Origin of the sequence: Streptomyces sp. H27-C3 (assembly GCF_030063415.1) — a bacterium.
Classification (GTDB): domain Bacteria; phylum Actinomycetota; class Actinomycetes; order Streptomycetales; family Streptomycetaceae; genus Streptomyces.
The window spans coordinates 70,243-91,164 of sequence record NZ_JASITA010000016.1 but is presented as its reverse complement, the minus strand read 5'-3'; the positions used below and the strand labels follow the sequence as shown (position 1 = coordinate 91,164).

24 protein-coding genes and 1 tRNA gene are annotated in these 20,922 nt (G+C 70.0%); 17 read left to right on the top strand and 8 right to left on the bottom strand.

The features are described 5' to 3' along the window. Positions 1 to 21: 21 nt before the first annotated feature. Entirely contained in the window at positions 22 to 1,203 is a 1,182-nt protein-coding gene (locus QMK30_RS18140; RefSeq protein WP_283519274.1) for an MFS transporter, read from the bottom strand. Between QMK30_RS18140 and QMK30_RS18135 the strand changes: the two genes are divergently transcribed. Beyond that, positions 1,162 to 1,650 carry an isocitrate lyase/phosphoenolpyruvate mutase family protein gene (locus QMK30_RS18135; protein ID WP_283519273.1) on the top strand — a complete coding sequence of 163 codons (489 nt, stop codon included), beginning with the start codon at positions 1,162 to 1,164 and terminating at the stop codon, positions 1,648 to 1,650. The two genes, QMK30_RS18140 and QMK30_RS18135, sit on opposite strands and share 42 nt — an antisense overlap. Positions 1,651 to 2,221: 571 nt before the next feature. Here QMK30_RS18135 and QMK30_RS18130 read toward each other — a convergent pair. Together QMK30_RS18130 and QMK30_RS18125 are read right to left on the bottom strand one after the other, a co-directional pair. Beyond that, positions 2,222 to 2,539, bottom strand: coding sequence for a hypothetical protein (locus tag QMK30_RS18130; RefSeq protein WP_283519271.1), 318 nt, complete (start codon positions 2,537 to 2,539; stop codon positions 2,222 to 2,224). Between the two features lie 239 nt (positions 2,540 to 2,778). Next, positions 2,779 to 3,171, bottom strand: coding sequence for an STAS domain-containing protein (locus tag QMK30_RS18125; RefSeq protein ID WP_283519269.1), 393 nt, complete (start codon positions 3,169 to 3,171; stop codon positions 2,779 to 2,781). A gap of 406 nt (positions 3,172 to 3,577) precedes the next feature. Between QMK30_RS18125 and QMK30_RS18120 the strand changes: the two genes are divergently transcribed. Beyond that, positions 3,578 to 3,724 carry a hypothetical protein gene (locus QMK30_RS18120; RefSeq protein WP_283519389.1) on the top strand — a complete coding sequence of 49 codons (147 nt, stop codon included), beginning with the start codon at positions 3,578 to 3,580 and terminating at the stop codon, positions 3,722 to 3,724. Between the two features lie 301 nt (positions 3,725 to 4,025). Then, positions 4,026 to 4,610 carry an HhH-GPD-type base excision DNA repair protein gene (locus QMK30_RS18115; protein WP_283519267.1) on the top strand — a complete coding sequence of 195 codons (585 nt, stop codon included), beginning with the start codon at positions 4,026 to 4,028 and terminating at the stop codon, positions 4,608 to 4,610. 222 nt (positions 4,611 to 4,832) lie between these two features. Here QMK30_RS18115 and QMK30_RS18110 read toward each other — a convergent pair whose 3' ends face one another. After that, positions 4,833 to 6,440: a helicase HerA-like domain-containing protein gene (locus QMK30_RS18110; protein WP_283519266.1), complete on the bottom strand. Its 1,608-nt coding sequence runs from the start codon at positions 6,438 to 6,440 to the stop codon at positions 4,833 to 4,835. Positions 6,441 to 6,528: 88 nt separating this feature from the next. Between QMK30_RS18110 and QMK30_RS18105 the strand changes: the two genes are divergently transcribed. Further along, complete coding sequence (locus QMK30_RS18105; protein ID WP_214921385.1) at positions 6,529 to 6,831, top strand: type II toxin-antitoxin system VapB family antitoxin; 303 nt, start codon at positions 6,529 to 6,531, stop codon at positions 6,829 to 6,831. A 169-nt stretch (positions 6,832 to 7,000) separates the two neighbouring features. Then, complete coding sequence (locus tag QMK30_RS18100; protein ID WP_283519262.1) at positions 7,001 to 7,648, top strand: LytR C-terminal domain-containing protein; 648 nt, start codon at positions 7,001 to 7,003, stop codon at positions 7,646 to 7,648. Positions 7,649 to 7,766: 118 nt separating this feature from the next. Here QMK30_RS18100 and upp read toward each other — a convergent pair whose 3' ends face one another. Further along, positions 7,767 to 8,402 (bottom strand): uracil phosphoribosyltransferase, encoded by a 636-nt coding sequence (gene upp, locus QMK30_RS18095; protein WP_283519260.1) that lies wholly within the window; start codon positions 8,400 to 8,402, stop codon positions 7,767 to 7,769. A gap of 104 nt (positions 8,403 to 8,506) precedes the next feature. On the opposite strand from upp, the gene QMK30_RS18090 reads away from it, so the two are divergent. From QMK30_RS18090 to QMK30_RS18050, 9 genes are all read left to right on the top strand, one after another. Continuing rightward, complete coding sequence (locus QMK30_RS18090; RefSeq protein ID WP_283519257.1) at positions 8,507 to 8,704, top strand: hypothetical protein; 198 nt, start codon at positions 8,507 to 8,509, stop codon at positions 8,702 to 8,704. Between the two features lie 316 nt (positions 8,705 to 9,020). After that, on the top strand, positions 9,021 to 9,569 hold the full coding sequence (locus QMK30_RS18085) for a tRNA adenosine deaminase-associated protein (RefSeq protein ID WP_283519255.1): 549 nt from the start codon (positions 9,021 to 9,023) through the stop codon (positions 9,567 to 9,569). A gap of 134 nt (positions 9,570 to 9,703) precedes the next feature. Continuing rightward, positions 9,704 to 10,132, top strand: coding sequence for a tRNA adenosine(34) deaminase TadA (gene tadA / locus QMK30_RS18080; protein ID WP_283519254.1), 429 nt, complete (start codon positions 9,704 to 9,706; stop codon positions 10,130 to 10,132). A gap of 102 nt (positions 10,133 to 10,234) precedes the next feature. Next, positions 10,235 to 10,321, top strand: a tRNA-Ser gene (locus QMK30_RS18075). 482 nt (positions 10,322 to 10,803) lie between these two features. After that, positions 10,804 to 10,968 (top strand): hypothetical protein, encoded by a 165-nt coding sequence (locus tag QMK30_RS18070; protein ID WP_283519252.1) that lies wholly within the window; start codon positions 10,804 to 10,806, stop codon positions 10,966 to 10,968. Between the two features lie 115 nt (positions 10,969 to 11,083). Further along, positions 11,084 to 11,377, top strand: coding sequence for a Dabb family protein (locus tag QMK30_RS18065; protein WP_283519250.1), 294 nt, complete (start codon positions 11,084 to 11,086; stop codon positions 11,375 to 11,377). A gap of 180 nt (positions 11,378 to 11,557) precedes the next feature. Further along, positions 11,558 to 12,457: an RNA polymerase sigma factor SigF gene (locus tag QMK30_RS18060; RefSeq protein WP_283519248.1), complete on the top strand. Its 900-nt coding sequence runs from the start codon at positions 11,558 to 11,560 to the stop codon at positions 12,455 to 12,457. 211 nt (positions 12,458 to 12,668) lie between these two features. Further along, positions 12,669 to 13,526, top strand: a complete 858-nt coding sequence (locus tag QMK30_RS18055; RefSeq protein WP_283519246.1) for an RNA polymerase sigma factor SigF — start codon at positions 12,669 to 12,671, stop codon at positions 13,524 to 13,526. Between the two features lie 90 nt (positions 13,527 to 13,616). Then, positions 13,617 to 14,483, top strand: a complete 867-nt coding sequence (locus QMK30_RS18050; protein ID WP_283519245.1) for a hypothetical protein — start codon at positions 13,617 to 13,619, stop codon at positions 14,481 to 14,483. Between the two features lie 150 nt (positions 14,484 to 14,633). Here the strand turns inward: QMK30_RS18050 and QMK30_RS18045 are convergent, their stop codons facing one another. Continuing rightward, entirely contained in the window at positions 14,634 to 14,849 is a 216-nt protein-coding gene (locus tag QMK30_RS18045; protein ID WP_283519243.1) for a hypothetical protein, read from the bottom strand. A 210-nt stretch (positions 14,850 to 15,059) separates the two neighbouring features. On the opposite strand from QMK30_RS18045, the gene QMK30_RS18040 reads away from it, so the two are divergent. The 3 genes from QMK30_RS18040 to QMK30_RS18030 all read left to right on the top strand — a co-directional run bounded on the left by QMK30_RS18040 (position 15,060) and on the right by QMK30_RS18030 (position 19,055). Then, positions 15,060 to 15,584 carry a MarR family winged helix-turn-helix transcriptional regulator gene (locus QMK30_RS18040; RefSeq protein ID WP_283519242.1) on the top strand — a complete coding sequence of 175 codons (525 nt, stop codon included), beginning with the start codon at positions 15,060 to 15,062 and terminating at the stop codon, positions 15,582 to 15,584. Between the two features lie 92 nt (positions 15,585 to 15,676). After that, positions 15,677 to 18,073: an MFS transporter gene (locus tag QMK30_RS18035; RefSeq protein ID WP_502963162.1), complete on the top strand. Its 2,397-nt coding sequence runs from the start codon at positions 15,677 to 15,679 to the stop codon at positions 18,071 to 18,073. 163 nt (positions 18,074 to 18,236) lie between these two features. Further along, positions 18,237 to 19,055, top strand: coding sequence for a YceI family protein (locus QMK30_RS18030; protein WP_283519238.1), 819 nt, complete (start codon positions 18,237 to 18,239; stop codon positions 19,053 to 19,055). Between the two features lie 244 nt (positions 19,056 to 19,299). Here QMK30_RS18030 and QMK30_RS18025 read toward each other — a convergent pair whose 3' ends face one another. Together QMK30_RS18025 and QMK30_RS18020 are read right to left on the bottom strand one after the other, a co-directional pair. Further along, complete coding sequence (locus QMK30_RS18025) at positions 19,300 to 20,073, bottom strand: GAF and ANTAR domain-containing protein (RefSeq protein WP_283519236.1); 774 nt, start codon at positions 20,071 to 20,073, stop codon at positions 19,300 to 19,302. A gap of 100 nt (positions 20,074 to 20,173) precedes the next feature. After that, on the bottom strand, positions 20,174 to 20,911 hold the full coding sequence (locus QMK30_RS18020; protein ID WP_283519234.1) for a GAF and ANTAR domain-containing protein: 738 nt from the start codon (positions 20,909 to 20,911) through the stop codon (positions 20,174 to 20,176). Between the last annotated feature and the right edge of the window lie 11 nt (positions 20,912 to 20,922).

Genomic DNA, 20,922 nt, shown 5'->3' with positions numbered 1-20,922 from the left:
GGACCTCTCCCCTGCGCTGGGTCAGTGAGTCGCAGGGGCCTCGGTGAGGCCCTCGGCACCAGCACCAGCACCAGCACCAGCACCAGCACCAGCACCAGCACCAGCACCAGCCACTGTCCTACTCCTCCCTGTCCGCAGCCCGAAGGCACTGACGAAGGCCGCGAGCAGCGCCGCGACGAGCGGCACGACGAGGGCGGCGTGGTAGCCGTCGAGCGTCGCGGTGGGTGAACTCGACGCGCTGGCAGCGACGTTGACCGCGGTGACGGTCGACAGGCCGAGCGCCGCGCCGAACTGGAAGGACGTATAGAGCAGCCCGCCCGCCAGGCCCTGTTCCTTCTCCGCGATGCCCTCGGTGGCGACGATGGTGAGCGGGCCGTACGCCAGCGCGAAGGCGAGGCCGAGGATGATGAGGCTCGGGAACATCGCCAGGTACGTCCAGTCCGCGCCGACCGGCAGGAACAGCCCGTACGAGAGCGCGGCAAGCAGCAGCCCCCCGAAGATCACCCGGGCGTTGCCGAACCGGGCGACCAGCTTGGGGGTGAGGGTGGGCGAGAGGACCGCGTCGATGCCGATGACGATCATCGCGAAGCTGGTCTGGAGCGTCGACCAGCCGCGCAGTTCCTGAAGGTAGAGGACGACCAGGAACTGGAAGCCGAAGAAACCGGCGGCGAAGAGCAGCCCGGCTATGTTCGCGCGGACCAGCGGACCGTTGCGGAGGATTCCGAGGCGTACGAGCGGAAAGTTCGCCCGGCGTTCGATCGCCACGAAGACGGCGAGAGACGCCAGTCCCGCGGCGAGCGTGCCCAGGGTCCAGCCGATTCCCGTGTGACTGGCGCGCTCGACGCCGAGCACGAGCAGCACGATGGCGGCGGTGATGGTGACTCCACCGGCCACGTCGAAGCTCTCGCCCGTCCGGTCCGGGCGCGGTGACTTGGGCACGAACGCCAGCGCGGCCAGCAGGATGACGAAGGACAGCACGACCGGCGCGAAGAACACCCAGCGCCAGTCGAAGGAGGCGAGTAGACCGCCGACGCCCAACGCCTGGGACGCGGCCTCGGCCCGTACCGTGGCCGCCGCCGAATTCCCGGCCGTCGCCACCGGCAGCGCGGCTACGGCCTGCCGCCCGCCGAGTTGGCCGCGCGGCTGGCGGAGAGCGGCGCGGTGGGCTGCAATCTGGAGGACTCCGACCCGTGCACGGGCCACTTGGTCGACGTACGTGAACAGGCCGATTTCCTCGCCGCGTTCCAGCAGGCGGCGCCCGATGTGGTGATCAACGCGCGCGTGGACACCTTCCCGCAGGGAGCCGGATCCGGGGAAGGAACGGAAGCCGACGTGTCACGGCTGGCGGAGGCGGTGGCCCGGGGCCGGGCGTACGCCGACGCAGGCGCAGGCGCCGACTGCGTCTATCCGATCTCCGTCTCCGGCCTGTCCGACCAGGCGGTGCGCTCGCTGGTGGCGGGGATCGGCGCGCCCGTCAATGTGGCGTACGGGCCCGGGAACCCTCTGTCCTTCGAGGAGTTGGCGGCGGCGGGCGTGGCCAGGGTGACCTTCGGCCCAAGCCTCTTCATCGCGGTGCAGCAGCATCTGGCCGGGCTCGTCGAGGCGATCCGGGAGGGGCGGGATCCGTACGCGGGCACCGCACTCGGGTGAACACACGGGGCGAGCACTGAGGCAAGCTTAAATACGCCCCAACACATGGCCGAAGCCTGACTGTTCGCATCCGTCACGTCGCTCTAAGGTGACACTGCCCGAGACCCCGGCAGCGCATCGGCTCCGCCGTGCGCCCGCGCGACCAACGAACCGGGGTGGGGACACGCACGAGCGACCGCGCAGGACGGTGCCTGTGGTCGGCTCGGACCGCAGGCCCCGGAAGGAGATCGGTACAGGGATGCAAGCGTTGCCCCTGACAGGTACACCGCATGGCGCAGGGGGCGCCTCAGCCTGCCGCGAGCCTCTTTCATCCTTCACCGAGGGGCGGCCCTGCGCCGACGGAGCCGCCCGGCACTCCCGCCACACCAGCCGCACAGACCACTTCCAGGGCCGGGCCGATCGCGCCGGTCCGATCGATACCCCCTGCTCCGCAGACCCGCGTGGCAGGGCAGCGGTCTTCCCCGGAGCGGGAGCTCCTCCCCCCGTGGTTCCCATGCGGCCCCGGGGAAGGCCGCGACCAACGCACCTTCCACGTCACCCACATGCACCTCACATGCACCTCACATGCACCTCACATGCACCTCAACATGCACGTACCATGCGCTTCCTGCGCACTGCTCGAAGCTACGCCGGTGACGGCGTACGGGCCGGGCCCTCCGGACGCGATACGGCCAGCGCGCCCGACGTCCACCCCCCAGCGGGGCCGGGCCACCACCGTGATGGCCTGCACCGAACGCCGCTGCGCGGCAAGGTCGTCGGCCTGGAGCACAACCTGGCGCCGGGGCGAAACCACTGGGGGCAGCAGCCGGGCGATCGTGCCGGACCCGGAGGCCAGGGCCACCGCGTCACCGTCCAGGCAGAGCAGGCCGACCAGTTCGACGTACGGCACCCCTCGGCAGGCCACCGCGAGCCGCCCCGCCAGGGCTCGCGCGAACGTCCCGGCACTCCCGATCGGTCAGTCTGATCGCTGCGACCACGGTGAACGGCCTTCCGCCGGGTGCCGTCGCAACAGGCTCGCGTACGGCACGGACGGTCATGGGTGGTGCCCCCCTGCCCGGGCGAGGGCGCACAGTCACCTTCGTACGCCCTCGGGGCGGCGGCAAGGAACGCCCGCGCGCAGGAGCGCGATCAGGCCGACAGGCCGTGATCGCCGCGGTGGACTGCCTCGGCCGACACGATCGGCTGGCCCTCCAGGACGTCGATGACGGTGAACGCCTGGTCCAGGCCCGTCATCCACAGCACGCGCCACACCTTGGGGATGGGGCGCACGAGCCGAAGGCTGCCTCTCCTTCTGGCCACCTGGGCCCGGATCCGCAGGAGCAGCCGCAGGCCACCCGCGTCGAGGAAAGTCGCGGGGCGCAGATCGACCACTACGTCAGGGCGGGAGCGGTCACAGATCGCCTCCGCCCGTTCGCACAGCACGACCGTCGCCCAGATGTCCAGCTCACCGTGGAGCTCGATTACCAGTACCGCACCTATCGTGCGGTCCCTCAGAAAAAAAGTGATCTCGTCGACACCCATGGCCAACCCCCGGCATTCTGCTCAGGCTTGAGGCGTCACCGACCGCTACGCGGAACCGGTGACGGAGCTTGCGCGCCGCGCCACCGGGGTCTGGGGCGGCACAGAGTGATATGTCGTCATCGTGCCCCACAAAGGCCACCTTGTACCCCTCCCCGGTAGTGCGATCGCAGGGCCAAGGATGCGCCTGAATGCGCGAGCGCACTCACCTCTTGCATGTGTCACGTCGCAGGAGCGGGTGGAAAGTGCGGTCCGAATCGGTAGCGAACGGCCGAATATAGCCGAAAACTCCGAGGCCGCCCAGGGAAATCGAGCCCGGAGCAGCCGAGGAACGTCCGAACTTCGCCCAGGGGGCGGTCGGAAGCACGGTCGGGAGCACGGTCGGGAGATCCGGCGCGAGTACGACGTCATGGCCCACACCGACTGGCTCATCGACCTGGGCCCGTGCGCGGGCCACGACGGCGGCGAGGTCGTCTTCACCGGCACCCCGGCCGAGTTGGTCGCGACCGGCCGGACACTGACGGCGGAGCACCTGCGGCAGTACGTCGGCGGGTAGCGGCCGGCCGGGTCGCTGCGGACGGCTGCGGACGGCTGCGGAAGCCGTCACAGATGGCGGTCGCGAACGGCCGCTGGCTGTGGAGGTCCTCGGCTTCCCTCCGTCCACAGTGACGGTGCAGGTGGCAGTGGAGCCGTCGGCCCCGGTGGTGACGGTGAGGTGGCCGCCCTTGATGAAGCCGGTGGTGTCCACCCGCTGCGACCAGCGGAGGTGGGCCGCCCGGGTGAGCGGGGCGGGTGAGTGAGGCAGGTGCCATGGGCTCCGCTGGCCGGTCCCGGCGGTCGTGGGCGACCATGGATGGATGAGCACCGTCATGCGAATCGCCCAGCAGCCGGAGGCCGACGAACTGCTCGGCCGCAGCCCGCTCGCCGACCTGGTCGGCATGCTCCTGGACCAGCAGGTGCCGATGGAATGGGCGTTCGCGGGCCCGTACACGATCACCCAGCGGGTGGGCGGCGACGACCTGGACGCCCACCAGATCGCCGCGTACGACCCCGAGGCCTTCGCGTCGCTCCTGTCGGCCAAGCCCGCAGTGCACCGCTACCCGGGCTCCATGGCCAAGCGCGTGCAGCAGCTGTGCCAGTACCTGGTCGAGCACTACGACGGCGACGCGAGTGCGGTGTGGCGCGATGTCGCCACCGGCGAGGAGCTGCTGAGGCGGCTGAACGAGCTGCCCGGCTTCGGCAAGCAGAAGTCCCAAATCTTCCTGGCGCTCCTCGGCAAGCAGCTCGGGGTGAAGCCGAAGGGCTGGCGGGAGGCGGCCGGAGCGTACGGCGACGCGGGCGCTTACCGCTCGGCGGCGGACATCACGGGCCCGGAGTCCCTGGCCAAGGTCCGCGCGTTCAAGCAGGCAGCGAAGCAGGCGGCCAAGAAGGCCGCGGAATAGTCCGCGTCATGGCCCACGGATTACGACCTCGGGGGCAATGGAGCGCTGATCCACGCCCCCGAGGTCGTAAGCCCCAGGCGGTGCGCCGGGAGGGGCGGGGACGGGCGGAGGGCCGCCAGAAAGCCCCGCCCCACCCCCTCCCCGCCCCGGGCGCACAGCAGCTCCGGGCACCGCCCGTCACCTCACCTCACCGCCCCTCACCTTCTCGCCCCGCCCCTCACCTCACCGCCTCCGCCGTGCCGTCCCGAAGATCGACCGGGAGATCTCGCGTCCCAGCTGCGTCCCGATCGACCGGGCCAGTGACGTGAAGACGCCGCTGTCCACCACCTGCTCGGCGAGCGACGCATCCCCCTTCTTGGCCTTCTGCGGCCGCGACGCCTGGCTCGCGGCGTCGGCCCGTTCCTTCGCCTGCTCCGCCTCCAGCGCCACCCGAACCGCCTCCGCGTCCGCGGTCTGCTGCTTCGCCGTGAGCTTCTCGTACGCCGATTCGCGGTCCACCGGCTCCGCGTACCGCCCGTAGAGCGGCGACGCCTTCACCGACTGCTCCAGCGCCGCCGCGTCGACCGGGCCCATCAGCGATTCGGGCGCGCGCAGCCGGGTCGCGGCGACCGGGGTCGGGGCGCCCTTCTCGCTCAGGACGGTGATCACCGCTTCGCCGGTGCCGAGCGCCGTCAGCAACTCCTCGAGGTCGTACTCCGAATGGGGGAAAGTTCGTACGGTCGCCTTCAGGGCCTTCGCATCGTCAGGGGTGAAGGCCCGCAGCGCGTGCTGCACCCGGTTGCCGAGCTGCGCGAGGACGTCCCCGGGCACGTCCTTCGGCGTCTGCGTGACGAAGAAGATCCCGATCCCCTTCGAACGGATCAGCCGCACCGTCTGCGTGATCGACTCCAGGAACGCCTTCGAGGCGCCGTTGAACAGCAGATGCGCCTCGTCGAAGAAGAAGACCAGCTTGGGCCGGTCGAGGTCGCCGACCTCCGGCAGATCGTTGAAGAGGTCCGCGAGCAGCCACATCAGGAACGTCGAGAAGAGCTGCGGCTTGCCCTGCACGGCGGGCAGCTCCAGTACGGAGACCAGCCCCCGCCCGTCCGGCGCCGACCGCAGGAACTCGCTCGTGTCGAACTCCGGCTCCGCGAAGAAGTCGCTCGCGCCCTGCTGCTCGAACGCCGTCAGCGCCCGCAGGATCACCCCGGCCGTCACCGACGAGAGCCCGCCGATGCCCTTGAGCTCGGCCTTTCCGGTGTCCGACACCAGGAAGGCGACCACGGCCCGCAGATCCTTCAGGTCCACCAGCTCCAGGCCCTTGGAGTCGGCGTAATGGAAGATCAGCCCGAGGGACTGCTCCTGCGTCTGATTGAGCTGGAGCACCTTCGACAGCAGCACCGGGCCGAAGCTGGTGACCGTGGCCCGCAGCGGGATGCCGGGCCCGATCCCGCCCAGCGCGTAGAACTCACAGGGGAAGCCCGTCGCCTCCCACGTCTGCCCGACCTGGCCGGCCCGCTCGCGTACCTTCTCGCCGTCCTCACCGGGCGCGGAAATACCCGACACATCGCCCTTCACATCGGCCAGAAAGACCGGGACACCCTGCGCCGACAGCTGCTCGGCGATCAGCTGGAGCGTCTTGGTCTTGCCCGTGCCGGTGGCCCCGGCGACGAGCCCGTGCCGGTTGAGCATGGACAGGGGGATGCGGATCTGGGTATCCGGCAGACACGCGCCCTCCCAGAGCAGGGCGCCCAGTTCGAGGGCCGGTCCGGTGAAGGCGTAACCCGCGGCGATGGCCGCCACATCGTCAGCCGAACCGCCGGAGTCACCGGAGGGGGTACTTCCGCTCATGATTTGCTCCCGTTCTGACGCTGAATACGACCTTTGCACCCCTGCCTCATGGCTGCGCCCGGAGGCGCTTGCCCGGTAGGCTTTCCGTGTGATCTTCAAGCGCATCGGAAACGGCCGGCCATACCCCGACCACGGCCGGGAAAGCACCCGCCAGTGGGCGGATGTCGCGCCACGCCCGGTCCGCCTCGACCAGCTCGTCACCACCAAGGGCCAGCTGGATCTCGAAACGCTGCTCGCCGAGGACTCGACCTTCTACGGCGACCTCTTCGCGCATGTCGTGAAGTGGCAGGGCGACCTCTACCTGGAGGACGGACTGCACCGCGCGGTCCGCGCCGCGCTCCAGCAGCGCCAGGTGCTGCACGCCCGCGTCCTCGAACTCGACGGCATCTGACCGCGCCGCCCGACGCACCACCGAGCGGCCGGGGCACCCGCCTCGGGCCCCGCCCGGTGCTCCATTCGGTGCGCCCGGTCAACCCCCAATTGGGCCTTTTGGGTTGGAGTGCCGGTCAGTCGTTGATCATTTAGTAGGAATCGCCTTATGAGCGCACTACGCTGCGCCCATGAGCATGCTGACTCCCCCGGGCATGGGCGGAAAGTACCGCATCACGGGCGACAAGTTCCCGCGTATGCGCCGCCCTCGTCACCGACGCAGGATCGTCCTCGTAGTGGTGGCCTCGGTCCTGGCCCTCGGCCTGGTCGGCTGGGGGACACTGCAGCTCATCGACGTCTTCACGGGCGGTGAGAAGAAGACCACGGCGTCCGGCCGCAAGAAGGACGACTGCAAGCCCTCCGCGCCGCAGGCCTCCCCATCGACGTCGACCGCGTCGGCCAAGACCCTGCCCCAACCGGGCAAGATCAAGGTCAACGTCTACAACGCGACGCCGCGCGGTGGCCTCGCCAAGGAGACGGCCGACGAGCTGAAGAAGCGCGGCTTCGCCATCGGCAAGGTCGGAAACGCCCCTTCCGAGTACGACAAGAAGGTCAAGGGCACCGGAATACTGCTGGGCGCCCCCAAGGACGTGGCCGGCGTGCTGCCCGTTCTCGGGACGCAGCTGAAGAAGGCGGAGCAGAAGGCCGACGCCCGCACGGGCACCGAGGTCGACATGATCCTCGGCACGGCCTTCAAGAAGCTGGACACGGAGAAGGACGCGGACGCGGCCCTGGCCGCACTGGCCCGGCCCGCCCCCGCGCCCTCCGCGAAGTGCTGAAGTACTGCTCAGGACCGCTGACGTGCGGGACAGCACTGCCGGCGTACGGGGCGGTACCGCCGATGTACGTCAGCAGTACCGCTGACGTACGGACCGGCACTGCTGATGTGCGGACCGGCTATTCGGCCGAGCCGTACATCCGGTCGCCCGCGTCGCCGAGGCCCGGGACGATGTAGCCGTGCTCGTTGAGGCGCTCGTCGACCGACGCGGTGACCACGGTGACCGGCGTACCGGCGAGCTCGCGCTCCATGACCTCCACGCCCTCGGGCGCGGCCAGCAGCACGACCGCCGTCACATCGTCCGCACCGCGCTTGATCAGCTCGCGGATCGCCGCGACGAGGGTGCCGCCGGTGGCCAGCATCGGGTCCAGCACGTACACCTGGCGGCCGGAGAGGTCCTCCGGCATCCGGGTGGCGTAGGTGGAGGCCTCCAGGGTCTCCTCGTTGCGGACCATGCCGAGGAAGCCCACCTCGGCGGTCGGCAGCAGCCGGACCATGCCGTCGAGCATGCCGAGGCCGGCCCGCAGGATCGGTACGACCAGGGGGCGCGGGTAGGACAGCTTCACACCCGTCGTCCTCGACACCGGGGTGTCGATGTCGACCTGCTCGGTGCGCACGTCCCGGGTGGCCTCGTACGCGAGCAGGGTGACCAGCTCGTCGGCGAGGCGCCGGAAGGTCGCAGAGTCGGTGCGCTTGTCGCGCAGCGTGGTGAGTTTGTGCGCGACCAGCGGGTGGTCGACGACATTGATCCGCATGCCCACAACAGTAACCGGGCCCAAGACCTCGCTGCGCTGGCATCAACCCCCTGTCCGGGGGGAAGGTGGGGTGCACGAGTACCCAGCGTGGGGTGGTGTGGCCGATGCGGGACGGGGAAGAGCCCGAGCAGACGCGGGACCAGCAGCCGAAGCCGGAGAGCGAGGCCGACCGAAGGCGGCGACGCGCCCACTTCCTGCGCGAACTGAACGAGGCCAAGGAGCTGCGCGACCGGGTGAAGCCGCGCACGGCCCGCGCCGCGCGGATGCGTCAGCAGATGCGGATGCGCACCTTCCGCTGGTAGCGGCCGCCCAGCAGGCCCGAGGGGCCTACCCGAGCGCCTGCCGGACGTCTACTGAGCCCAAGCTGAGCCCCTGCCGGGCACCCTCGCCGGGGACTCCTGCTCGGGAAACCGAGGGGACTCGATGGGGGCTCCGATGCGAATCCGTCAGGACTGGTACACGACGCAAGAGCGGAAGACCTCTCGCTCAGCCTTCGTTTCTGCCACGATTCCGAGTGGGCAGGGCCCGGAGCTGCAAAACGGTTTCCCCCGCCCAGCGACACCCTCCGGCCGGGAGGACTTCCAACCGGCACTTCTCAAGACCAGTGGGAGAGTCACGGTGTACTTCGCCGCACTGCTCGCGCGCACCGAAGACGGGTGGAAAGCGAGCGACACGGAGCTCGACGATGTGGAGACCCTGTCCGACCTGACCGATCTGGCCCGAGAGGCCACGGTCGACGACGACACGGTGATCGTCTTCATCGAGCAGGAAGACGCATGGTTCGGCCTCGTCCGGGTGGACGGCGAGGAGGATCCGCGTATCTATGTCTCGGACGCGGCCGCGGCCGCCCGTTCCTCGTACGGGGAGATCCTGCTCACCGACGAGTTGCTCGGCCGCGACCCCGAGGATCCGGACGCCCTGGAGGAACTCGTCGACCTCGACGGGACCGAGGACGGCGAGCCGGACCAGGAAACGGAAGTGGAGGATAACGGGGAGGAGAGCACGCCGGGCGACAGTGCTGTCGTACCGGCGGGCCCGCTCGGCGACGCGGGGGTCCTGGTGGACCTCGGTCTGTCCGAGAAGGAACTGCTGGCGCTCGACACGGATGCGCTCACCGAGATCGCCGACGTCCTGGGCGCCGCCGACGTACTGGAGACCGTCCAGTAGTGGCCGCGGCTCATCCAGTACCTGATCGGCCGGCACCCGACCCACGACCCGATGCCGATACCGATACCGATGCCCCACCCGACCCAGTAGTTGATCCAGTACCCGACCCGGTACGTGATCCCTGGCAGGCGCCGATGCGTCTCGCCCTGGACGAGGCGGCACGGGCGGCAGAGGCCGGCGATGTGCCGGTCGGCGCCGTCCTGCTGGCTCCCGACGGCTCGCTGCTCGCCGCGGGCCACAACGAGCGCGAGGCGACGGGCGACCCGACGGCGCACGCCGAGGTTCTGGCCATCCGCAGGGCGGCCGGGAAGCTCGGCGGCTGGCGGCTGACCGGCTGCACACTGGTCGTGACGCTGGAGCCGTGCACGATGTGCGCGGGGGCGCTCGTCCAGTCCCGGGTGGACCGGGTGGTCTACGGCGCGCTCGACGAGAAGGCGGGCGCGGCCGGGTCGCTCTGGGACGCCGTACGGGACCGGCGGCTCAATCACCGGCCCGAGGTCGTCGCCGGCGTACTCGAAGCGGAGTGCTCGGCTCAGCTGACCGCCTTCTTCCGGGACCGCTAGGGCGGGCCGGGAACGGGCTGTCGGCGCGTCCGGATACGGTCGCGCGGGCACCTGCCGGAACGGATTTCGGAGCACGGCCCACCGTGGGCTAAGCTCTCTCTCGGTAGCGTGTCCGAGCGGCCTAAGGAGCACGCCTCGAAAGCGTGTGAGGGGGCAACTTCTCCGTGGGTTCAAATCCCACCGCTACCGCTCTGAGCGAAAGCCCCGGTTCATTGAATCGGGGCTTTCGCGTTGATACGGGCCGCCGCGCACGGGATCTCCACAGCGCGCGGGCTGCCGTACGGGCTCGCAGCGCGGTGACGAACAGCCGAAGACCCCGACCGGGGTGGTCGGGGCCTTCGCGTGGGACGAGGGAAGCGCGGTATCGGGGGGACAAGCCGCTTCCCCCGATGAGAACAAGACCTGCAAGTCCGGCCGCACCAGGGGGGAAGCCGGCGGCCGGACCCCGCAGTGAGGTCCTGTTCCTCGCCCCGCGGATTCCTGCCAGGTCCGCCGGGCGACGAGATCCATCCTGCGCCTCCCGCGAGGGGCGACAGGCGGGCAAAAGGCCCGGATCGGCGGGTCATAGGTCCTTAAAGGCTGAGTGAGTGATCGCTGCGACCTCTGGGCAAGCCGATTCTGCCGATACACTCTCCCGACTGCACAGGGGACCGGCAGGGGAGGCCGCACGCATGGTACAAACCAAGAAGCTCGCGCTGTACGTGATCGTGGTCTTCGTGCTGTACACGATCATCACGTCGCCCGACAGGGCGGCCGATCTTGTCGGGGTAGGGTTCGAAGGCATTGCCAGTGCCGCTCAGGGCGTCGGCGAGTTCATGTCCGAACTGATCCAGTGACCGACCTGCTCCAGTGACCGGTCCGATCCGGTGACCGACCTGCTCCAGCGACCGGTCCGATCCAGTGACCGACCGGTGACCGATCCGGGCGCCCTCCGTCTCCAAGGAGTGCTTCTTGATCCGCCATCTGGTCCTCTTCAAGCTCAATGACGGCGTGCAGCGGGAAGAGCCGCGTGTCACCGCCGGTGTGAAGGCCTTCCAGGAGCTCGACGGAGTCGTCCCCGAGCTGGAGTTCTGGGAGTGCGCCTGGAACATCACCGACCGGCCCATCGCGTACGACTTCGCCATCAACTCGGCGGTACAGGACCGCGATGCACTGAAGCGCTATGTCGAACACCCGGCCCATCAGGCGGCCGCCGGACAGTGGCGCGAATTCGCCACGTGGGTGATCGCCGACTACGAGTTCTGAGCCCCCTCCGCACCCCGCCCCACACCGTGCCGGTGTGGGGTTTATGCGTAGTTATACCCCAACTTGCCCTCAACACGGCGCTATACGGTGCTTGCACACAGTGCACATGTCTTGTGATGCTATGACCGCTTTTGACGGATGAGTTGACCGTGTTTGACCGAGGAAAGGGGTGGCGCGACCGTGCCTGCCAGTACAGCGCCTCAGGCTCCGCCCCAGCAGATCCAGCACAGCCAGCACAGCCGTCCGGGCCCCCAGCTCCCCCCACTGCCCCCCGAGACCGCCCCCGACCCCGCCCCTGACGCGGCCCCGGCCAGGAGTCGTGGTGCCGACACCCGGGCGCTGACCCAGGTGCTGTTCGGCGAGCTCAAGGTGCTGGATCCCGGGACCCCCGAGCACAGCCGGGTGCGCGGGGCGCTCATCGAGGCGAACCTGCCGCTCGTGCGGTACGCCGCCGCCCGCTTCCGCAGCCGCAACGAGCCGATGGAGGACGTCGTGCAGGTCGGCACGATCGGTCTGATCAACGCCATCGACCGGTTCGACCCGGACCGCGGGGTGCAGTTCCCGACCTTCGCGATGCCGACCGTCGTGGGCGAGATCAAGCGGTACTTCCGTGACAACGTCAGGACCGTCCACGTACCGCGCCGGCTGCACGAGCTGTGGGTCCAGGTCAGCGGGGCCACCGAGGACCTCACCACGGCCCACGGACGGTCTCCCACGACCGCCGAGATCGCCGAGCGCCTGCGCATCTCCGAGGACGAGGTGCTGGCCTGCATCGAGGCGGGCCGGTCGTACCACGCGACTTCGCTGGAGGCGGCCCAGGAGGGCGACGGGCTGCCGGGCCTGCTCGACCGGCTCGGATACGAGGACCCGGCCCTGGCCGGCGTCGAGCACCGGGATCTCGTACGGCATCTGCTCGTACAGTTGCCCGAACGCGAGCAGCGGATTCTGCTGCTGCGCTACTACAGCAATCTGACGCAATCTCAAATCAGTGCGGAATTGGGCGTGTCCCAGATGCACGTGTCAAGACTGCTGGCCAGAAGCTTCGCGCGGCTTCGATCCGCAAATCGAATCGAAGCGTAAGCAGAACGGGTACTTCCGCAGGATGGCCGAAAAGCCGCACACCCCCTCTTTCCTGCGCAGATTTGTCGACTTGGCGCTACAGCGTGTTGCCGACATGTGACATTCTGCTGGAACCGCGTTTGCCGCAGCTCCGCCACCGGTATTCAGGTGGAGGCTGCTTCCTCCGAACGGGAGCGCCCGCCGCTACCGTCCGCGACCTCAAGGGGGTGGCATGTCCGCAGAACAGGGCAGCTCAAAGGTGCTCATCAAGGCAGTGCCCGCCGTGCTCGACCACGTGGCCAAGCCGGCAATCGTGTCGCAGCCGGAAGTCATCGACACACGCACTCTGTCCCGCTCTCTCTTCCTGCGGCTTGCCGCCCTCGACAAGGACAGCCCGGAGCATACGTACGTTCGAGACACTCTCATTGAACTCAATCTCCCCCTGGTGCGCTACGCATCGGCCCGCTTCCGCAGCCGGAACGAGCCGATGGAGGACATCGTCCAGGTCGGAACGATCGGCCTGATCAAGGCGATCGACCGGTTCGACTGCGAACGCGGAGTGGAATTCCCCACGTTCGCGATGCCGACGGTGGTCGGTGAAATCAAGCGCTTCTTCCGCGACACCAGTTGGTCGGTGCGGGTGCCGCGCAGGCTGCAGGAGTTGCGGCTCGCGCTGACCCGGGCCAGTGACGAGCTCGCGCAGAAGCTCGACCGCTCGCCGACCGTGCCCGAACTCGCCGTGGTGCTGGGGGTGTCGGAGGAAGACGTCGTGGAAGGCCTCGCCGTCGGCAACGCCTACACCGCCAGTTCGCTGGACTCGCCCTCCGTCGAGGACGACGGCGGCGAGGGGTCGCTGGCCGACCGGCTGGGATACGAGGACACGGCGCTTGAGGGCGTCGAGTACCGCGAATCCCTCAAGCCGCTGCTGGCCAGACTGCAGCCGAGGGAGCGCCAGATCATCATGCTCCGATTCTTCGCGAACATGACCCAGTCGCAGATCGGCGAAGAGGTCGGCATCTCCCAGATGCACGTCTCGCGCCTGCTGACCCGCACGCTCGCGCAGCTCAGGGAAGGGCTCATCGCGGACTGACCTGACGGCTCACCACTGGGACCCGAGTGACATACGGTCAGTCCTGCTGACGGGGTTTCCAATTGACGGAGCGTCAGACAAACTGGCGCGATGCGACGTCATGGTCTGATACACGGCCACCGAGGTGCCGCGCTGGGCGCCTCGGTGGCTGTGCTGTGTCTGGGCGGGGTTCTGGCCGCGTGCGGTGGCGAGGCCGGCGACGACGGCTATGCGGCGGTCGGCGCCGCGGGCTCATCGCCGGATCGGGCGGCGGGCAAGGCCGTACCGCCCGACGGCGAGGTCGAGCTGGTGCCCCTCGATGACGACGGGGCCCGGGGCGGCGACAGGGGCGGGCACCCCGCCAAGGGCGAAGGCTCGGGCGGGTCATCGGCCGGCGGTACGGGCAAGGGCGCGTCCGGCGCCGCGGGTGCCGACGACGGTGGCTCGGGCGGGGACGCACCGGACCGGGGCGCACCCGGCAGCCCGGGGAAGCCCGGCGGACCGGGCGGCGGCGCATCGGCCCCCGGTCGTACGGGCGGCGGCGCGGCCAGTGGCACGTCCGGCGGTCCGACCGCGCCCGGATCACCCGGTTCGGGATCGCCGGGTACGGGATCGCCGGGCACCGGCCCCGGATCGCCGCCCACCACCACGCCTCCGCCGCCCCCACCCGCGCCCGCCGCGCTCAAGGTGGGCGCGCCCGCGCGCGCGGGCGCGGGGAAGCGGTGGTGCGAGAAGGTGACCGTGCGGTTCAGCAACACCGGCGGCTCACCGGTCCGGTCGGGCACTGTCACCTTCGCGACGCACATCATCGGCGCGCTGGGTGTCGACTGGGGCACCCGTTATTCGGCACAGCCACTGCCCGGACCGATCGCCGCGGGCGCGGCCGTGAACAATACGTACACCGTGTGTGTGGATTCCTGGCGGGTGCCGCTGGGCATGCGCGTGGAGACCCGGGACGTCACCGCCGACTGGAAGTGACGCCGCCGGTGACTTCAGGAGCGACGCCGGGAGGCCACCCGGACCGGGAGTGAAGCCCGGAGCGCCACGCGGGGCGGCCGCGGGGCGCCGACCGTCGGGTCGGCTCCCGCAGCGGCCACCGGCGGCCACCGGCGGCGGCCGACGAAACGATCAGCCGAGCGCGAGCCAGGCCACCGCGGCGAGGATCACGATGACGGCGACGACGCCGACGATCAGTCCGGTCTTCGGGCCGCCCGAGGACACGGCCGCGGCCGGCTGCTGCCGCTGCGGCTCGCCCTCGTCGACAAAGGCGCGGAACATCTGAGTGCTGCCCGCCGGGTCGCTGTGACCCTCGGGACCCTGGGGGGCGTGGGGGTTGTGTGCCATGGGGCAGGACCCTAGCGAAGAAGAGGCATCCCGCACACCCCGGCCCCCCGCCCCTCGCGATCTGCGGCTTTACCGGCAGTACGGACGCGCTTGACCCGGGCCGCACGGAGGCTTTTGGGTTCCTTTACTCCCCGAGTCCCCTTTTAGTTTGCCTGTAGCAACCAACCGCTTCTATGGTTGCCCTAAGCAACGAGATGAACGGAGGTGCCCATGGCCGCGCAGAGTCAGTACGCGGAACTGGCCCGGCAGCTCAGTGCCATCGGCGCCGTCAAGCGCGATCTCGCCAAGATCCTCCCCGCACACTGCCCGGCAGGATCGGCCGCGGTGCTCACCCTTCTCGACCGTCATGGCGAGATGCGGATGAGCAGGCTGGCCGAACTGCTCGCGGTCGACATGTCGGTAACCAGCCGGCACGTCGCCCATGTGGCGGACCGCGGCTGGATCGACCGGGCCCCCGACCCGGGGGACAGGCGTTCGCGCATCCTGCGGCTGAACCCGGCGGGCCTGGCGCTCCTGGAGGAACTCTCCGAGCGCTACACCGCGACGCTCGCCGGCGCCCTGGACGACTGGTCCGACGACGAGGTCGGACAGCTCAACTTCATGCTGGCCCGCCTGCGCGACAGCTTCGGCGACTGCCGGGCACGGACCCCGCACCACTTCGAGCAGGACGGTGGCTCCGAGGCCCGGAAGCCCGCGGTACCCGTAACACCTGCATCACCCGCAACACCCGCGTAAAGCAAAGGAATTCAATGGCTACGACCACACCAGTCGGTGTGCGGGGCGGCCACGCCAAGCAGGGGTCACACCACTCCTCCGACGGCGCGCCGATGACACACCGGCAGATCATGGAAGCCCTCACCGGCCTGCTGCTCGGCATGTTCGTCGCGATGCTGTCGTCGACCATCGTGTCGAACGCCCTTCCCGAGATCATCAAGGATCTCGACGGCACCCAGAGCGCGTACACCTGGGTCGTCACCGCCGCACTTCTCTCCATGACCGTGACCACCCCCCTGTGGGGCAAGCTGGCCGACCTCTTCAGTAAGAAGCTGCTGGTCCAGATAGCGCTGGTCATCTTCGTGATCGGATCGGCGCTCGCCGGTCTGTCGCAGAACACCGGCACCCTGATCGCCTTCCGCGTGCTCCAGGGCATCGGCACCGGCGGTCTCGTCGCGCTCACCCAGATCGTGATCGCCGCGATGATCTCGCCCCGCGAGCGCGGCAGGTACGCCGGTTACATCGGCGCCACCTTCGCGGTCGCCACCGTCGGCGGTCCGCTGCTCGGCGGTGTCATCACCGACACCGACTGGCTCGGCTGGCGCTGGTGCTTCTACGTCGGTGTGCCGTTCGCGGCCATCGCCCTGGTCCTCCTCCAGAAGACCCTCAAGCTTCCGGTCGTCCGCCGCAAGGTGAAGATCGACTGGCTCGGTGCCTTCTTCCTCGCCGCCTCCGTCTCCCTGCTGATGATCTGGGTGACGCTCGCGGGCGACAAGTACGACTGGAACTCGTGGCAGACGTACACGATGCTCGGCGGCACGCTCGTGCTCGGCCTGCTCTTCCTGCTGGTCGAGACGAAGGTCTCGGAGCCGCTGATCCCGCTGCGCTTCTTCCGTAACCGTACGATCGCGCTCACGTCCTTGGCGAGCCTCTTCGTCGGTGTCGCGATGTTCGGCTCGACCGTCTTCCTGAGCCAGTACTTCCAGCTGGCCCGGGACAAGTCGCCGACGATGTCCGGCGTCATGACGATCCCGATGATCGCCGGTCTCTTCATCTCGTCGACGGTCTCCGGCCAGATCATCACCAAGACGGGCCGCTGGAAGGGATTCCTGGTCGGCGGCGGTGTGGGTCTCGTCGCGGGCCTCGGCCTGCTCAGCACCATCAGGTACGACACGGAGTACTGGCAGGTCGCCATCTACATGGCGGTGCTCGGCCTCGGACTCGGCATGATGATGCAGAACCTCGTGCTCGCCTCGCAGAACCAGGTGGAGCCGCACGAGCTCGGCGCGGCCAGCTCGCTGGTCACCTTCACCCGCTCCCTCGGTGGCGCGGTCGGCGTCTCCGCGCTCGGCGCGGTGCTGTCCAACCGCATCGCCCACTACGTGGAGGACGGTCTCACCGCCCTGCACATCAAGCCCAGCGCCGGTGGCGGCAACGCCATCCCGGACATGGACGCCCTGCCCGGACCGGTCAGGACCGTCGTGGAGAGCGCGTACGGGCACGGGGTCGCCGACCTCTTCCTGTACGCGGCGCCCCTCGCGCTGGTCGGACTGATCCTGGTGCTGTTCGTCAAGGAGGTCGCCTTGAAGTCGTCCGACGGCCCGGCCGCACCCGCCGAGCCCGCCAACGGCCCGGCCAGGGAGACCACCGGTGAGCTGCTCGGCGAAGAGGCCGCCGGAGTGGCCGGATTCCAGGTCCGTGACCCGGACCAGGACCCCACCGCGTCGTTCGCGGCCACGCCGCCGACCGGCAAGACCCTGCACGGCACGGTCCGTACCGCCGAGGGAGCAGCCGTGTCGCACGCCGCGGTCACGCTGATCTCGCTGGCCGGACGGCAACTGGGCCGCACCGTGGCCCAGGACGGCCGGTACGCGCTGGACGCCCCGGCAGCCGGTTCGTACGTACTGATCGCCTCCGCCGACGGCTTCCAGCCGCAGGCGTCCACGGTGGTCGTCGGCGACGAGCCCGTCGCGTACGACATCCTGCTGTCCGGTACGAGCGGACTGCTCGGCACCGTGCGCACCACGGACGCTGGTCTGCCCGTCGAGGGCGCCATGGTCGTGGTGACCGATGTGCGCGGCGATGTGCTGGCCACCGGGAAGTCCGGCGGCCAGGGCGAGTTCACCTTCGGTGAGCTGATCCCCGGCTCGGTGACCGTCGCGGTGAACGCGGCCGGTTTCCGGCCGATGGCACTGCCGGTGGACATCGGCGGCCAGGGCGTCACCCGGATCGAGGTCGCGCTGCAGTCCGGCGCGCTGGTCCGGGGCACGGTACGCGGCGGCGCCGACCGGCGTCCGCTGGCCGACGCCCGCGTGACGCTGATGGACGCGGCCGGGAACGTGGTCGCCACGTCGACCACCGGGGACGACGGGGCGTACGCCTTCGCCGACCTGAACTCGGGCGAGTACACGGTCGTCGCGACCGGCTACCCGCCGGCGGCCGGCGCACTGACGGTCGCGGGCCGCGGAGTCGACGGCCACGACATCGAGCTCGCCCACCCGGGCGAGTAGCCCTCACAGGCACCCTCAGGCCCCCCTCGGCGGGGCCGCGCTCCAAGCGGAGGCGCGGCGCCGGCCGAGCGGGTGGAAATGGGCCCCGGATGCGGCGGCGGGCAGGGGACGGCCCGCCGCCCCGTCCGGGGCCCGCATCATTTCGGCAAGGAGAGAAAACGGGATGGGACTTCGCGCACAGGTACGGACCCGCGACGGCTGGGCCGTACAGCACGCGGTGGTGACCGTGACCGACATGACGGGCACCCAGGTGTTGAGGGCCGACGCGGACGGGGAGGGATCGGTGAGGACCGATGCCCCCTTGCCGGCCGGTCCTTACACGGTGGTCGTGACAGCCGCCGGTTACGCCCCCGCCGCCTCGACCGCGCTCGTCACGGCGAGCGGCCGGGCGAACGCCGGCACCTTCGTGCTGGCCCGTCAGGGCGGCGTCGAGCTGCCGCCGCCGGGCCCCTGGACCATCGACCCGGCGCACTCCTCGGTGGCCGCGGTCGCCCAGCACCTGGGCATCTCCAGCGTGCACGGCCGGTTCACCGGATTCGGCGGGCGCATCGAGATCGCCGAGGACCTGGCCAAGTCCCGGGTGGACGCGGTCATCACGGCGGCGAGCATCGACACGGGCAACGGCATGCGGGACGGGCACCTGAAGTCGCCCGACTTCCTGGATGTCGAGCGGTTCCCCGAGATCACGTACGCCGGTACGGGCATCACCCCGGCCGGACCCGACCGGTGGACCGTGCACGGCGAGCTGGCCCTGCACGGGATCGCGCGCCCGGTCGAACTGGACCTCAGCTACCTGGGGACGGGACCGGACCCGTGGGGCGGCGTACGGGCGGCCTTCCGCGCGACGGCCGAGCTGCGCCGCGAGGACTTCGCCATCAACTACAACCAGGTGGTCCAGGCGGGCATCTCGGCGATCGGCGCGACGCTGCGGGTCGAGCTGGACATCCAGGCGGTGCAGGGGGAGCAGCTGCCGCAGGCGTAGCCCCCGCGGTAGTGGGTGCTCCGGCGACGGGCCATTGGACGGGCGTGATTCCCACGTTCGTACGGTGGCCCGTTGATTTTGTCTCGGGCGGGCTGACCGGGTGTCTCGGTCGGGCTGCGTGTGCGTCTTGGTCGGCCTGACTGTGCGGCCGGGGGCCGATTGCTCAGGACCGCCCGTTCCGTGTGTCCCGGGCGGGCTGCGTGTGCATCTTGTCGGCCTCACTGTGCAGCCGGGGGCAGGCTGCTCAGAGTCGCCGGGCGAAGGTCCCGGGGCCCGGCGGTGTGCCGCCCGTGTGGGCTACCAACTCGGCGCACAGGTCCCGCAGTTTGATGTTCCGGCCCTGCGAGGTGCGGCGCAGTACAGCCATCGCCACGTCCGCGGGACACCGCTGACGCGCCATGACGATGCCGATGGCCTGGTCGATGACGGAGCGCGAGAGCATCGCGGCCCGCAGGTCGCGCCCCGTCCCCGTCTCCCGCTCCATGCGGTCCGCGACGGCCACCGCACCCGCCGCCTGCGCGGACAGCCGGCGCGCGGCCTCCTTGTGGCCCTCGTAGGCCCTGGGCGTACGGGAGTAGAGGTTGAGGGCGCCCAGCGTCGAGGAGTTGGCGACCAGCGGTGTGGCGAGCACCGACCGGATCCCGTGCGCGGACGCCAGCCGCGGATACGGCCCCCAGCGCCGCTCCTCGAGCATGTCGGGTACGTACTCCTCCTCGCTGCTGTCCAGGCTGCACACGCACGGCCCCGCCTCGACGTCGTACTGCAGCCCGTCGAGGGCAAGCGCCAGGCCGTCGCTGCTGGCGGCGGTGACCAACCGGTCGTGCCGCCGCATGGTGATGCTGCACGAGTCGGTGCCACCGATGACGTGCACGGCGCGCTCGGTCAGCTCCTGGAGGAAGGGGTCCAGGCCGCGCCAGTCGGAGAGCGCTCTGTGCAGCGAGGCGAGGTCGAAGCCGCCGCTCCGCCCGGTCGCACCCGCCGCTCCCGTCACATCGGTCGCATCCGCCGTATCTGTCATCCACTTCGCGTGCCCCGGATCGGGTCGCTCACCCCGGGTGCCGTCCGGGTGTGGCGACCGTCATTCGGGTCCGGCGACTATCACCCGAATCGGGCGTCCCTCACTCGGGGGTGGCTGCGTCGACGATGCGGGCCGCGATGTCGCGCAGTTTCACATTGCCCTGCTGCGAGGCGCGTACGAGGTGCTCGAAGGCCTGTGCCGCGTCGATGTTCAGCCGCCCCATGAGGATGCCGGTGGCCTGCCCGATGACGTCCCGGGTGTGCATGGCCTCGGCGAGCTGCTCCTGCACGGCGGCCGTCTCCAGCGCGATGCCGATGTGCGCCGACAGCAGGCGGGCGATGTGCGCGGCCCGGTCGTCGAAGGCCTGCGGCTTGCGGGCGTAGAGCGTCAGCACGCTGAAGCTGCGCTGGTGGCCGCGCAGGCGCAGGAACAGGCCGGACCGGAGGTTGACCGCGGCGAGCGTGGGGCCGCAGCCCTCCCACTCCGTGGTGTCGTCGATCCGCATGAGGGGCGCGGACCGGAGCCCGTCCCAACTGCCGTACGACGCGCCGGCGTCGATGACCCGTACCGTCTCGTCGGTCCAGGCGACCGTGGAGACACTGCCGGTGCGTTCGACGACGGAGATGCCCGCACAGTCGGCGCCCGGGACGATCTCCTTGGCCAGCTGTACCGCGGTGCGCAGCGTGTCGTCCCGGCCTCTGGCCTCGTGCAGACCGACCGCGGCGGCGGTCAGTGCGTCGGCCAGCCGCAGCTCGGCGTCGCCGACGGAATCGGCGGAAGAATCAGGAGAGGAATCGGCATATTCATGCTGATTTTCGGAAATGTCGGACGCAGTCACCACGAACCTCT